The organism is Jeotgalibacillus salarius (genome assembly GCF_004405125.1).
GTDB classification, from domain to species: domain Bacteria; phylum Bacillota; class Bacilli; order Bacillales; family Jeotgalibacillaceae; genus Jeotgalibacillus; species Jeotgalibacillus salarius.
Window position 1 is genome coordinate 275,551 of sequence record NZ_SORX01000001.1, and the last position, 14,975, is coordinate 290,525.

General features: G+C 38.6%; 10 protein-coding genes. 7 read left to right on the forward strand and 3 right to left on the reverse strand.

The features are described 5' to 3' along the window. Window positions 1-122: 122 nt before the first annotated feature. The 3 genes from E2626_RS01270 (at window position 123) to E2626_RS01280 (ending at window position 4,729) form a co-directional block, all read left to right on the forward strand. Complete coding sequence (locus E2626_RS01270; RefSeq protein WP_166786688.1) at window positions 123-2,408, forward strand: S8 family peptidase; 2,286 nt, start codon at window positions 123-125, stop codon at window positions 2,406-2,408. 145 nt (window positions 2,409-2,553) lie between these two features. Then, window positions 2,554-3,585 (forward strand): C40 family peptidase, encoded by a 1,032-nt coding sequence (locus E2626_RS01275; protein WP_134378829.1) that lies wholly within the window; start codon window positions 2,554-2,556, stop codon window positions 3,583-3,585. Window positions 3,586-3,694: 109 nt separating this feature from the next. Beyond that, entirely contained in the window at window positions 3,695-4,729 is a 1,035-nt protein-coding gene (locus E2626_RS01280) for an acyltransferase family protein (protein WP_166786689.1), read from the forward strand. An 85-nt stretch (window positions 4,730-4,814) separates the two neighbouring features. Here the strand turns inward: E2626_RS01280 and E2626_RS01285 are convergent, their stop codons facing one another. From E2626_RS01285 to E2626_RS01295, 3 genes are all read right to left on the reverse strand, one after another. Next, on the reverse strand, window positions 4,815-6,077 hold the full coding sequence (locus E2626_RS01285) for an S-layer homology domain-containing protein (protein ID WP_244094226.1): 1,263 nt from the start codon (window positions 6,075-6,077) through the stop codon (window positions 4,815-4,817). Between the two features lie 467 nt (window positions 6,078-6,544). Continuing rightward, window positions 6,545-7,519 (reverse strand): nuclease-related domain-containing protein, encoded by a 975-nt coding sequence (locus E2626_RS01290; RefSeq protein WP_166786690.1) that lies wholly within the window; start codon window positions 7,517-7,519, stop codon window positions 6,545-6,547. Between the two features lie 576 nt (window positions 7,520-8,095). Further along, window positions 8,096-10,105, reverse strand: a complete 2,010-nt coding sequence (locus tag E2626_RS01295; protein ID WP_134378837.1) for an S-layer homology domain-containing protein — start codon at window positions 10,103-10,105, stop codon at window positions 8,096-8,098. A 330-nt stretch (window positions 10,106-10,435) separates the two neighbouring features. On the opposite strand from E2626_RS01295, the gene E2626_RS01300 reads away from it, so the two are divergent. The 4 genes from E2626_RS01300 to E2626_RS01315 all read left to right on the forward strand — a co-directional run bounded on the left by E2626_RS01300 (window position 10,436) and on the right by E2626_RS01315 (window position 14,894). Then, window positions 10,436-11,797, forward strand: a complete 1,362-nt coding sequence (locus E2626_RS01300; RefSeq protein ID WP_166786691.1) for an O-antigen ligase family protein — start codon at window positions 10,436-10,438, stop codon at window positions 11,795-11,797. A 213-nt stretch (window positions 11,798-12,010) separates the two neighbouring features. Further along, window positions 12,011-12,409, forward strand: a complete 399-nt coding sequence (locus E2626_RS01305; protein WP_341785720.1) for a GtrA family protein — start codon at window positions 12,011-12,013, stop codon at window positions 12,407-12,409. A 4-nt stretch (window positions 12,410-12,413) separates the two neighbouring features. After that, window positions 12,414-13,331 carry a glycosyltransferase family 2 protein gene (locus E2626_RS01310; protein WP_134378841.1) on the forward strand — a complete coding sequence of 306 codons (918 nt, stop codon included), beginning with the start codon at window positions 12,414-12,416 and terminating at the stop codon, window positions 13,329-13,331. A gap of 15 nt (window positions 13,332-13,346) precedes the next feature. Further along, the gene (locus E2626_RS01315) at window positions 13,347-14,894 is read left to right on the forward strand and encodes a glucosyltransferase domain-containing protein (protein ID WP_134378843.1); all 1,548 of its coding nucleotides are present in this window, start codon (window positions 13,347-13,349) and stop codon (window positions 14,892-14,894) included. Window positions 14,895-14,975 lie beyond the last annotated feature (81 nt).

Here is a 14,975-nt window from a genome sequence, read left to right on the forward strand (position 1 = left end):
TTGTTATGACTTTGATATCTTTTTGAAATATTTCTGAAATATTTTACGTGTAAATGTCTTTTTATTAGGGTAAATGACTTATAATAATAAATAATCATTCTTTAATGACTGGAGGTGTCTGCGTGACTTTTAGATCAATCGTTACAATATTCTTTTCTATCCTTTTCTTCTCCTTGGTGATTACTTCTGCAAGCGCTTCAGATAAAGAGTGGATTCTAAACTTTAATAGTCCTGAAGACAAAGAGACATTTAAATATGAACTGTCTGCAATTCAAATATTAAATGAGATGCCACGCGCACTCCTTATTTCGGGTTCAGTGCCTGATCATCCGCTGATCAAAAATTATGAACAGAATGTTTCAAAGCAGGCAAATGCTGAAATATCACCGGATGTTTATGCAACTGACCAATGGGGATTGTCTGCTGTTAATCAGTCTGCAATTCAAACATTGTATCCTGAAGCCGGAAAAAACCTGTTAGATAGTAAAAGGTTAATTATAAATGACACTGATTTGATCGAGAACACGGGTCCCTTTAATGCACAAACGATAGAAATAGACGTAGGAACTGAACTGTCTAGAATATCTCTTGAAATTGAAGAGAATGACATATATTGGGGCATAGAAGCGAAAGATGAAAAAGGAAACTTAATCGGCATGAATTATGGAAGATTTTCTAAATTAGACATAATTATTTCTAATAAACAGCCGGTAAACAAAATCCACCTGACATTATTAAATGAAAATGAAACTCCTTCTTCATTTACAGTCAAATCATTAATGGGTGTAAATAACCCACTAGTTGCAGTTCTTGATTCCGGAGTGGCAATGCATGAAGACTTTTGTTCAAATATTCTCTACAGCCTGAGTAAAGATTACACAGATGAATCATTTTCATGGGCACAGGATACTTACGGTCATGGCACCCACATTACCGGAATACTTGCTTCTTGCTACAATAATGGAGTTGGAACCGCTGGAGTGTTCGGATATGCACCTATTGATATTCTTCCTATGAAAGTACTGAACGAGCGAGGAACAGGAACTGATTTTCAAATTAGCCAGGCATTATATGATGCGATTGAATTGGATGTTAGTGCTGTCAATCTAAGTATTGCAGGTAAAGGAAAAACAGATCTGCTTAAAAATGCTATTTTAGAAGCAGCAATCCGTGAAATTCCTATTATCGCAGCAGCCGGAAATTATAACTCTTCTACAGAAGCAGTGTATCCTGCCTCTTACCCTACTGTTATCACAGTGAGTGGTGTTAACCAGCAAATGAAAAGAGTAGGCACTTCTAATTTCGGCTGGGAGGTTGACTTGACTGCACCAGGTTTTGAAGTACTAAGCACATATACTGATCCTGTTTACAAAAAATTAAACGGTACGTCTATGGCAGCACCTTTTGTGACAGGCGCAGCAGCCATTTTGAAACACCAGTATCCTGATGACTCAATTCTTAAGATCCGCCAAAAATTATTCGGCAGTGCTGAAGATATCATGGCACAGGGATACGATATTTACTCTGGTAATGGTTTAGTGCAATTCCAACCAGAAAAATGGGAGAACACACCTTTAAAAAATATAGAATGGATGAATTATCGAAATGGTCAACCTTACAGATTAAATGAGTTTCATTTGTTGACCGACTCAGAATTTACTGGTGATCAATTACAGCTTTTTGTAAACGGACGTTCTGTATTCAGCAGTAAAATTGACAGCACTTATCAATCTATTGAAATTGATGCACCCATACAACCTGCTTTTAAATTGTTTACTGTTATCTCTGATGGTGACACCATATTAGAACAATCATACTTAAATCTCGCACCAAATGCCCAGGCAAGCTTCACTTTTACGGACACTGCCAGAGCTTATTGGGCTTACGAAGAGATTATGAATGCTACGACATCTGGTATTATAAATGGTTATGAAGATCAAACTTTTCGTCCAGACGCACCAATCAGCAGACGCCACGCAGCACTTATGATGAATCGGTTACTAGAATGGGATTCACTCCCATCTATGAAATCAACATTTTCAGATATTGAAAAATTTGACTTTATGACAAAATATTCGATTCTTTCAGCCAACCATGAAAAAGTTTTAAATGGTTATGAAGGTGGCTACTTTAAACCTGATCAACAATTGTCACGCGGGCAAATGGCATTAATTTTATTTCGAGCCTTACATTTCGAAGAATCAAATAGTGAAATAGAGCTACTATTTAACGACATTTCACCTGAAAATGAAATTTTCTCAGCATTAATTGAGTTAGTTTCAAAAGGAATTGTTACAAATCAAAAAGAATTTAACCCTTATGAATCTATCAGCAGAGCACAATTTTCTGCAATGATATCAAGGGCTCAGCACTACATGAACACTCAAAAAGAAGAAGCCGGCGCGTAAACGCCGGCTTCTTCTTTTTCATTTATGACAGACTTGCAATCTTTTGTTACATAACTGTAAAACGAAATTTTCTGTTATTATGCTATGATTTCCCTAGTTGATTTTTTACGAGATTCAGAAACACTACTTTTGGAGGTACAAAAACTTGAAGCTATTAAAGAAGACGCTAGTATTACTTTTGGCACTTACGTTACTTATTCCCGCGACCCTAGACAACAACAGAGCAGAAGCTGCTTCTGCATCAGACATGACAAACTACGCTAAGCGATTTTTAGGAACGCCATATGTATACGGAGGAACTTCTCCTTCAGGTTTTGACTGCTCCGGTTTCGTTCAGTACGTAATGAAAAACTCAGCAGGTATTTCATTACCACGAACAACAGCTACTCAATATGGAGTTGGTACCAGCGTATCAAAATCAAACTTACAAACTGGTGATCTGGTATTCTTCAATACATTTGGAAGCGGCGTGTCACACGTTGGAATTTACATAGGTAATTCTAAATTTATTCACGCACATAGCTATAAAGGTATTAACATCGATTCAATTAATGACCCTTATTACTGGGGTTCTAAATATGTAGGAGCAAAGCGTGTAGGTTCTTTTGGAAGCACTCCAACACAAACTGCTCAGGCAGCACCTTCTCATTCAGGCATCTACGCTGATATCACAAAAGATTTTTGGGCATATGATGAAATTGCTTATTTGAAAAACCAAGGTATTATGTACGGCAAAAATGGAGGAACTTACTTCCGTCCTTATGAAAACCCAACTCGTGCTGAAGTAGCTTCTTATCTTGTAGCAGCACTAGGACTTGAAAAAATTAATACTTCAACCAAGTTCAGTGATGTTCCATCCGATTACTGGGCACGTGGTGCAATCAATGCCGTAAACAAAGCTGGCATTATTACTGGCGACCAGAACGGTAATTTCCGTCCAACCGAAAAACTTTCAAGAGAACATATGGCGTTGATCTTCACAAGAGCTTTCGATCTGAAAGCTGCTGCATCTGAAACTGAATTTACTGATCTTCCAACAGATCATTACGCATATGGTGCGATTCAGGCACTTGCAGCTTCAGGAATCACAACAGGTAAAGAAAATGGTTCTTTTGCTCCTCGTGAGTTGGTTAACCGCAGTCAGTTCGCTGCTTTCCTTACACGTACACTTAAATAATTTACTTCACAAGGTTTCATCCGGCTTAAATTTCTCTCCGGATGAAGCTTTTTTTTATTGCTTCATTCGTGGTATAATTTAACGGTTAATTTGATTGGAGGTAATCCTATTGGTTAAGGAACGCATTGCCGGTATCGATTGGCTCAGAGCTTTTGCCTGTCTGAGCGTTGTCTGGGTGCATTCTATTTCAAGAGCGCTTGTCACTTATGATTTACCCGAATCATCGATCGAAATGGCAAGATTGTTGCAAATCACATTTATCTTCGCAACTCCAATGTTTGTAATGATGTCGGAATATATATTAAGTTATTCTTACCCTAACCGGACCCCCAATGAATTTTGGAAAAAAAGAATACTTTATATTTTAATACCTTACTTCACTATTCCATTTGTTTATGCCGGATATTTTGGCCTTCTTGGAACATTTACATGGGAAGCTATTTCTGACCGTGCATTTAACTATATTTTATTTGCAAGCTGGCACGGCTATTTTATCTTAATAATCTTCCAGTTTTATGTCTTACATTTTATATTTAACCGATTTAACAAATACTTAAACCCTTATTTATTAATTTCTTTATCCATTTTAATTACAATGGGCTATAATATGTTTTTTAAAACATTTTCTTCTCCAGGAGGCAATTGGGACCTGCTGTGGAATCACTATGGCATTATTTTATTTCCTGGATGGCTTGCATTCTTTACAATTGCATATTTTGCTGGAAGGCATGCAATTGAAATTAAACCTTTTTTAAAGAAGGCTGGACCCGGTTTCATCGTTCTGACATGTATTGCGTTGCTATATTGTATCTATAATGTAATGGATGGCGTGACTGGAATTTCTTCACGTCGAAATGATGTATTGATTTATACGATTCTATTATTTATGTCGGTCCTTTCAATCTCTGTCTATATAAAAAAGGTACCGTATTTAATTAAAGTCATCAGTAAATATTCGTTTGCAATCTATTTGCTGCATATGATGCTGCTTCAGGTGTATGCTCGATATTTACCTTATGAGTTGTCAGTAAGTGCTTTTACGATAACTGCATTTGTATTCGGCGTCATTTCAAGCATAGCGATTTCATGGCTACTCAAGTGGATACCAGGCTCTCAATTCCTGATTGGCCAGTTAAGAAAATAGTTTCTTCTATTATATATATGACCTTATAAACAAAAGACAACCTCGTACCCTAAAAAGGACAGCGGTTGTCTTTTGTTCGTTTTTATTAATATTTCCTGTCTTCTAGCATCAGCTGAAGAATTTTAGCAATCTGTGCTTTACTCATAAATTGATTCGGTCTGAAGGTGCCATCGTCATACCCTGAGACATACCCTGCACTTGAAAGCGCGTCGACATGAGTTGATGCCCAAGCATAGTTACCCTGCAGATCCTTAAAAGACTTTGGTTCTCCTTCAGGCAGATCAAACGTCAAATCAAATATTTTCGCCATCTGCGCACGGGATAATGAGCTATCCGGATTGAAATTATCTGCTTTTATAAATATGCCAAGATCAGCTAATGCTGCAATGGCAGCATAATTAGGGTGTGTAAGAGGGACATCACTGAAGTCCGGGTTCGGCACGTCTGACTGGACTTCATCCAAATACAGTACATTATAAAGCGCCTGTGCTGCTTCTGCTCTTGTCAATTTTCCCTGCGGTCTGAACGTTTCGTCTTCATACCCAGTCATAACCATGCGCTTTGATAGTCCATCAATATATTCTTTTGCCCAATGATTTGAAGGAACATCACTGAACTTTAGCGGATGATGATAGGTATCTATAAACTCATTAGCCATGACGCGATAACCAAGTGTGTTCGGGTGAATGTCGAACTGGTTAGGAAACCACTGAAAAGCATCACGCCCAAATACTGTGTCAACATCGATGTATTTGCCGCCTGCTTCAATCACCTGGCGTTCGATTGTATTATTGAGAAATTCAAATGTATCATAAAAAGCCTCTTTTTGAACCTGATCTAAAGCTGGGAGTGGGAAAGCATAACCAAATGCATAGACATCTGCATCAGGGTTAATTGCTTTTATTTCCTCATGCAATAATGCCAGACGGTTATTCAACGCAAAGTAAACTCTAGTAATTTCCTGACGATCGAAAGACAATTCACCGGTAATTCTATCAATATTAAGTATACCCAGCAGATCATTGCCACCAGCAGAAAGTGTAATCAGATCTGTATTCTTAAGCTGCTCTCTCAAATCCTGATTTTCTTTTAAATCTTCAAGAAGTTCTACTGAATCAAATCCCGAATTTGTGAATTCATTTGTATAATATTCGAGTAACCCTCTCTTTTTCAGATCCTGTGCTATATAGTCAGAATAACCTGTATCTTGCTGCAGCTCACTATTTATCCCCGCGGCATATGAATCCCCCAACGGTATATAAGTAATCGGTTCCTCGAGACTATGTGCCCAACTGGATGGTACGGTAACACCAAACATCAATATCGTACTCAAAATCATCGACAACATTACTTTCACATACTACACCCCTTTTCACTTATTTTATCTATTATACTATGTAATTTAACTGTTGGAGAAAATTTTGGAAAGTTAGGTTAAAGGTGATATCGTGATGGGTTTAATGTGATCGACGGAGTCGGATGGGGTGTCGTCTTGGTTATGTTTTCTAACAACACAGGCAGGGTGATGTATCAACTTGCTTTCGTAGTTCATCGACCGACATTTGGTGTCGAACAACCTACTTCTTCACGCAGCTCATCCCCTGCCCTGGATGCCATTGGGCAATCAGTTACCCAACGGCATCTAGGGCGGGAAACCGGCTTTGAGAGTACATCGACGTGGTTTTATGCGCGGTCGACGTGGTTGACTTTTGAGTCGACGTAATTTCGTTCGCGATCAACGCTGTTTTGAAATCCTTCAACTTACTTTCCTACATCGTCAACATTTCACTTTCTAACGATTGCCTTTTAATTTTTTTAAGTTTTTTTCACATACATTGGGCTAAAAAATACGCTCGGTCTGCTTCCTTCTTTACTCTGGAAATTAAATTTATACATCCATTCGAGCGCCTTTCTCGAACTATCAATATCTAAAAAATTACGCAAGTCTTTGATACTGCAGCTATCTTTTATTAATAAAAAATAATCTGTAACACTTTCCAAAAAATTTTCTTTATTGCTGTGTCCACAACTTTGACAACACCATTTACCATAATTCAGCACAGTTCCCTTATCACATTTAATACACAGAACGCCTCTTATTAACTCATTCTCTTCTATAGAATATGGTGATCTTACGTCCTTCCAGTATGGAGTTAAACTTTTATTCATAATCTTTGTCCACAATTCCTTAACACCTTTTTGATCTAAAACTTGTACACGATATAACAATTTTAATTCTCTCATTTTTCTGGTTACACTTTCTATTCTTGTTATCTGATTATAAATACTTTGCTCATCAGACCTCACAGTAAATTTCACCTGACTATTCGTAAACACCACCATTTCTATTACGGGAATTTTAACGTTAAGGTTTTTCAACAAAACTTCAATTCCCTCTTTATGACGTTCAACTTGCGTAACTGGGCATGAGAAATATTCTTCTTTGCCGTTCACGACTCGGCTTAGACTGCCTCCCTTCTTGTCAAAATGCAGATTACCTTTTATATTCTTTATTTCGCAGATTAGTATAAATGAGGGTGTAATGAATAATGAATCAATTTGGATGGTTTCGGAAAATGCAGGAAGTGTGATGTTTCTGAGGTTTAAACATCTTGGGGAAAGAACGTGTGAAGTGAATTGGTCAAAAAAATTTTCACCGTGGAAGCCTGATTCTAAAATTGAGATTTTTTCTTCAATTTTATTTAAGGATAAGTGGTTCGGTGGCAGCCTCCTTTTCAAAGCTTTTAGCGCCTTCAACTGCATTGGTTCGGTTCGGGTATTTGAATACATATGCCAACTCCTTTCAGTAATATTTTCCATTATATCCTAATCTACTAACAACGGGAATAGAAGATAATAATGAGAGCACAATTTTATGAACATTTCGATCGTGATAAACCTTGTTAAAGTGCTAATCGTCGATGAAATTCAGTTCGATCAACAGAGTTTTAGGTTCATCGACGGGGGATTCTTCATAGTCGACTTGGTTTTACGATCTATCAACACACCTCCGCATGCGACCGACCTACTTTCCATGCACATCGTCCAAACCCCCTCTTCTATCAACCTACTCTTTCATACATCACTTCACTGGCTATTGATGCCATTGAGACATCAGTTACTCAATGGCATCAAAGGCGCAAACCAGGATCTGAAGATGCGTTGACGGTGACCCCCGCGCAATAGACCAGGTTTTGCGGTGCATCAACGTACTTCTACTCGCCATCGACGTATTTGCACAGTAAGTAGACACACTTTCCACGCCCATCGACTAACTTCCCGCTTCGATCAACAGTGCTCCCTACTTACCTGTAAAACTCAAAACAAAAACCGCCCGGCTCGCCGGACAGTTTTTGTTATCGTATATTATTTTACAATTGGCAACATTTTCACATAGTGGCCAGACACATAAGCATCTTTGTTAACACCTATATCTGAAGCGATTTTAATCCATGGTATCTCTGAGGCACCAGCAGCTTCTTCTTTTATAATAATTGGCATGTTTGATTTAGGGTAAGTGAACAGTTTAGTTGCAACTGACAGTTCAGGTGCCGTTCTGACGTTCAGCCCAGTGGTAGTTGTCATACCAATTTGAACTGCATTTTTCAAATCTTTTCCACCTAAAGCTTGATCGATACGATACATATGTCCTGCCGCTTTTGAACCCCAATATGGATCAGAAGCGTACTTTACATTAAAACCATACCCTTTGTGTCCGAATGCTGCCCCATTCGCATGGGGACCAGTTGGCGGAATATAGTTTTTATTCCAGAATTCATTTAGTAATTCGTCAACATTATCCTGTACGGTTTCAAAATGATCATTTGCAGGATTATCATCGTATACCCGGAGTCCGAATAAGTTGTTAAAAGTCAAAGCTCGCTCGCTTAAACCATATGCTGACTCGTGCTGAGCAAGCGCCAGAATCATCAGCGCATTTACGCCTTTTTCTTTTTCAACTTTTTTCAAATGTGTGCCAAGCCCTACTAATTTACTTCTCTTATACGCATCTTTGTATAAAGTATTGTTAGGGTTTCTGGCTTCAAGACGTTTCAGCTCGTCTACAATATACTGATTTATTTCCTCAGCAGTATAGTTCGTTACACTTCTTGCAGGGAGGTGCTGAAAATATTGATAACCTTCGGCTACTTCTCTTCCGTTTGCATCGTAGAATTGCGTACCGTCCCAGCTGTAATATGTTTGACCCTGCACAAGTTTGTCAGGTGCCGGTCCGACTACATAACTTGCAGCTGAATTGCGGCTGTTCATATAGACACGGTGCAGAAGTTCTCCCGCAGCATTGACTGAGTAACTTGAACGATCTTCAAGTGCAGTGAACGGTATCAGCTTTACGTTACTGTGCTTCACATAGCCAATTTTATTACCAACCTGCACTTTAACTTTATCTTTATCTGCATCAAGATAGCGAAGCTCTGTATCGTTTACTACATATGTCCATGCAGACGTCATAGATTCATTATAAACGTTTGTTAAAGAACCTGATGGCGTAGGGATAGTCAGGGCAATACCTGTATTCATTTTAAGAACAGAGTCTCCAAAAGTAAGGAATTTACCTGAGCTTCCCTGATAAGCTTTCAATGCTTCATCGTATGTGTCGTATTCTCTTTCAACAAAAAGCTCTCCTGAAGAAGTGAATGTTCCGATCCCATACCCCACTTCAGGTTTTTCTGGTTCTTCAGGATCTTGAGGTTCTTCAGGTGTGCCCGGTTCTTCCGGTACTGGTTCGGTTTCAGCTTTAATCGTATTTAAAAGTTCATAGATCACTTTAGCTGCCTGGCCTCGTGTTGAACGCTCTTTCGGTGCGAAGTACTGCTTATTGTTAATTGTTTTACCATTGATGATGCCGTAATGTACATTTACTGATACATGCTCAAGGTAATCTTTGTTAATCAGATCATTATCTGCAAAGCGCAGCGTTGCTCTGTCTGCGTCAACCTGTAGATAATCAAGCGCTCTTTTTAACATAACAGCCATATGTTCACGTGAAATTTGGGTGTGAGGGCGGAAAGTACTGTCTTGATATCCAGTAATAATTCCAGCTCCGGCAGCCCCCTGAATACGATTAATCGTTTCTTCATCAGTAGGCATATCACTGAAGTTCTGGGTTAAATCAGGCTCCAGGTTTAGAGACCTTGCAATCAGTGAAGCGAACTGTACTCTTGTTACGGAATTATATGGACGGAATGAACCATCATCATAACCTTTCATGATTTCCTGATTGATTAATGCTCTAATCTGTTCTTCCATCGGATGATCAGTGATATCATCGTTCGCCTTTACATGATTCGTGCTGACGAAAGGTAAAATTAACATGAAAGAAAGAAATAACTTTGCTACTATAGATGGTTTAAACATTCTTTTGCACTCCCTTATGAAAATCTTGGTGCCAATGACTTTTTTGACAAAATAATCTATCTACTATCCTACCATATAGAAGACGGATTTCAGCTATTTTCTGAGAAAAAGAGGACTTTATATACAGACGAAGTTAACTTTTGAAAGTTTCAAATATCACACTGTTCACTAATCTTTTACACAACCTGATCACAATGTCTTGTATTTTCATTTATGTATTGCTATCATCTGACGATATCCGCTATTATTAAATGGATGCTCGTACAAGGTATAGATTAAATCTATAAGAATATAAATCCCCATATTATGGAAAAGGATAGGAATGAAACTATGCTCAAGTCTTTGCAAACGAATGAAAAATTAATACTGCTTTTCTTCTATTTTATTGCACTTCAACCTATCATTGATGTGCTCACAACTTTCAGTATTACACAGCTGCAGGTCAGCGCAACAGTTGGCGTGCTGATCAGAATTCTTTACATGGGCGTCAGTGCACTTTTCCTGCTTATCAACTGGAAGAACAGTAAAATCGCAAAATACGCTGTTATTTACTTCACTGCCTGGGGCATATATCTATTGATTAACCTGGGTATCAGTTACATGGAAAAGCCGATTTTTTACTTTGGTGAAGAGATTAAATACCTAGTAAAGCTTTCATACTTTAATGTTGTGTTATTAAACTTTGTATTTTTATTCCGCTATTTCTCAAAACATCTGAATTTGGCAAAAGTATTTTTCCATAATATTATGATTGCTTCAGTATTTATCGGATTTGTAATGGTAATCGCTATTTTAACTGGTACCAGCCTTGAAGCATATGAATGGACAAAAACCGGGTTTACCGGATGGTTCTTTGCAGGTAATGAGCTTGGCGCTTCACTCGCTATCATCCTGCCAATCGTTCTTTATTTCGCAATTTTGCGGACTGAAAAGGTAAAGCACTTCGCTTATTGGATCCCATTTATACTTGTCAGTTTTTCACTCATTATGATCGGAACAAAAGTAGGCTATGGCGCTGTTGCCATAACACTCGTAATGGGCCTGATCAGTGCAGTCATTGCTTTGTTCGCAAAAGTGAAACACTTTGGCAACCTGAAAGTCAGTGCAGCATTTACTTTAGCTCTGTTGATTGTCCTTGGTGCAGTAACACCATTTACACCAGTGTTTCTGAACACTTACGCGCATATTGATTTACTAGAAGATCAGCGTCAACAAGCAGAGGACCAAGAACCTGTTGAGGGTGTTGAAGATGAACCTGTCGAGGAAGAAGATAACAATCTGAATAGCCTCATATTAAGTAACCGTGATCTTTTCCTGAACCAATTTGGTGAATATTACGCTGAAGCGCCTGTGACTCAAAAAGTTTTTGGTATGGGTTACGCAGGGAACTTTGAAGAAGTACCAAAGATGATTGAAATGGATTATTCCGACGTATTTTATTCAGTAGGGATCATCGGAACAATATTATACTTCCTGCCGATCCTATACATCGCAATATCAGCTATTCGAAATGTTTTTAAAGAATTCAAAGCAATATTCTATCCCCATTATGCACTTGTGATTTCAAGTATCGTATTGGGACTGGGTATTGCACACTTTGCCGGTCACGTTTTCACAGCGCCGGGCGTCAGTATCTATCTGGCCATTGTGACAGCATATTTTTATCATCACTTAAAAGAAGAAAAGGCTTAACGCCTAACCCGGTGCCGATTGGTGCCGGGTTATTTTATGGGGTCACAATAGGATCGAAGCTGAAGGAGTCATTTTATTATCTTTCTAAATGTTGCTCGCTTAACTCTGTCCCATTGTGCCCCTCAAATATACGCATGAGAATGGTCAGGGTTGGCTTGGTGAAAATTGGCTGATACAATAGACAAGATGATTTTATTGAAGTGAGGTTTGGATGTGGAACAATTGATGGGACGCTTATTGCAGAATGAAACGATCAAGTTTATTATGGTCGGATTTTTTAATACATTTCACTATTATTTATGGTATTTGCTTTTCACAGAAGTTTTGACGATTCATTATCTTGTCGGCCACTGGCTGGCGTTTCTGATCAGTATGGTTGGATCATTTTACTTGAATACTTATTTTACTTACAGGACGAAGCCAAGCTGGAGAAAGTTCTTCCAGTTCCCGCTTACCTATGTCGTAAATATCTCAGTTTCAACAGGCGCGCTATATATTTTGACCGAATGGATGCAAATTGATAATAAAATTGCACCATTGCTTGCTTCAGGTATTGCCATACCCTTTACTTTTGTCATTTCGAGAAAAATATTGAAAACGGAAAAGGATTGATCCAGTGAAAACGCTAAGTATAATTATTCCGTGCTATAACGAAGAAGCTACAGTTCAGAAGTTTTATGATGAAACGAAAGAGTGGATGAAGAAGGTCCCCGCTCAAATTGAGTATGTTTTTGTTGATGATGGAAGCCGTGACCAGACACTGCCAATTCTAAGAGAACTTGCAGAACTGGATCAGGACGTTCACTATATTTCCTTTAGCAGAAATTTTGGTAAAGAGGCCGCTATTTTAGCTGGGTTTCAGTATGCTAAAGGGGATGCTGTTGTGTTGATTGATGCAGACCTTCAGCACCCCCCTTCTCTTATTCCGACGATGTGGAATCACTATGAGAATGGCTATGATCAGGTCATCGCAAAACGTAACAGGACTGGTGAAAAATTTGTACGTAAGAGATTAACAAACGTTTACTATAAATTAGTTAACAGACTGGTTGAAGTTGAAATCACTGACGGTGTAGGTGATTTTAGATTATTAAGCAGACAAGCACTTGATGCACTGCTTTCTTTAACTGAATATAACCGTTTTTCAAAAGGATTGTTTTCATGGATCGGATTTCATGAAAAAATGATTGAATTTGAAAATCAGATTCGTACAGAAGGAACGAGCAAATGGAGCTTTGCCAGCTTACTAAACTATGGGATGGATGGCATCCTGTCTTTTAACAACAAACCGCTGCGCATCGCCATTTACAGTGGCATTGGGATTACGCTTTTTGGCTTTATCTATATCCTGTTCACGCTTGTAAATTATTTTCTGCATGGTGTAGAAACACCGGGTTATTTCACTACAATTTCTGCCATTATTCTTCTTGGAGGTATTCAATTGCTCTTCCTTGGTATTATAGGAGAGTATATTGGCAGGATATATTTTGAAACGAAACGCAGGCCACAATATTTAGTAAAAGAGAAAAATTGATGAAGGAGCCTTCCAATGCCTGAAGATTTACTCAAATGGATGAAATCGAATTTTAAAAAAGAATGGAAAATATCTTTTCTCGCTGCTGCGATTATTGGTTTTCTTACTCATATGTATGTCATGACAAATACCTTGCCCAACCATGATGGGCTGATTAATGTTTATAACACGCAGGAAAAGTTTGTGTCTGGTCGTTTTTTCCTCAGTCCTCTCGCCGGTATTAGTTCTTATTTTGAACTGCCCTGGCTGATTGGAGCGTTATCAATTTTATATCTCGCATTAACAGCTGTTTTTGTCACCATGCTATTTGATTTAAAAAAGACCACATCTATCATCATTGCTGCCGGAATGGTTGCTACATTCCCAACAGTAGGCGCAACGTTTTCTTATATGTTTACGGCAGATGGCTATATGCTGGCAAATTTACTGACAGTGATTTCGCTTGTTGTCGCTAAAAAATGGCGCTTTGGTTTCATTCCAGGTGCTATTATTTTCTTCGTGAGTGTAGGTACCTATCAGGCAAACCTGACAATGCTTTTAGTGTTTGCAGGCGTATATCTCATCAAAGAGCTGTTGCGTAAAGACTCAACTGTTAAAGAATTTTTCGTTTACTTGATGCGTTTTTCAGGTGTAGCAGCTCTCGGCATGGGGCTTTACTTCGCATTGTTTAAAATCTATCAAACTTTCTTTGCAGGTCAGATCACCAACTACCAGGGGTTAAATGAGGTAGGTGCCGGTGGAGAAAGTCTGAGAGTTACATTAGGAAAAATTAAAGATAGTGGCATGGAATTCTTTTTTCACGGACTCGTGACGGACTCTTTTCCGAGACTATTTAGTTTATTGAACGTGGGGTTCTTTATTTTGTTGGCAGCAGGTTTGATTTTAGCTGTTGTCCACAACAAAACTTATACGCAACCGATTAAGATTGCATTATTGGCTGGCAGTTTAAGCGCTCTGCCATTCTTAACATACTTACTTTATTTCGTTTCTCCAGGCGTAACGTATCATATGTTAATGGTTATGGCGATTTCAGCTATCTACATGTTGCCGGTGATTATATATGATCAAATGAATTTTGCAGGGCGGACACCACTTATGGCAAAAGCATATTCATGGGTTGCTGTCTTGCTCGTCAGCGTGATCATCTACAATTTCGCTGTAATCTCAAATATTGCGTACTTCAATATGAATTTGCGATATGAGAAGTCGTTCGCAACAATGAACCGGATCCTTGATCGAATGGAGCAAACGGAAAACTACGATGAGTTACAGCAAATCGGTATAATCGGTGCTCCGGATATCCGATCAAATATCGGTATTAAAGTTTGGAACAGCATACCTGAAATGACAGGTGCAATGGGAGACTCATTCTTAGCGCATCCCGCTCATATGGAATATATGCTCAACACCTATTTTGGAGAAGATTTCTATCTGATAGGAGATTATACGCTGGATGAATTTAAAGAACGTCCTGAAGTAGAGGAAATGCCCGTGTGGCCTGAAGAAGGTTCAATTCAGCTGATTGACAATACACTCATCTTGAAGTTTAGTGAATATGAATAACTAAGAGACAGTCCCCTTTCCGTTTTAAACGTGATCGCGGGACTTTTTTGTTGCAGCGTCAGATTTTTTTATGGTCAACTG

Bases quoted from the DNA above. Each gene is read 5' to 3' on its own strand.
- E2626_RS01285 (WP_244094226.1), bottom strand. From the start codon at position 6,077: ATGTTGTCGATGATTTTGAGTACGATATTGATGTTTGGTGTTACCGTA.
- E2626_RS01290 (WP_166786690.1), bottom strand. From the start codon at position 7,519: ATGTATTCAAATACCCGAACCGAACCAATGCAGTTGAAGGCGCTAAAA.
- E2626_RS01295 (WP_134378837.1), bottom strand. From the start codon at position 10,105: ATGTTTAAACCATCTATAGTAGCAAAGTTATTTCTTTCTTTCATGTTA.
- E2626_RS01300 (WP_166786691.1), top strand. From the start codon at position 10,436: ATGCTCAAGTCTTTGCAAACGAATGAAAAATTAATACTGCTTTTCTTC.
- E2626_RS01315 (WP_134378843.1), top strand. From the start codon at position 13,347: ATGCCTGAAGATTTACTCAAATGGATGAAATCGAATTTTAAAAAAGAA.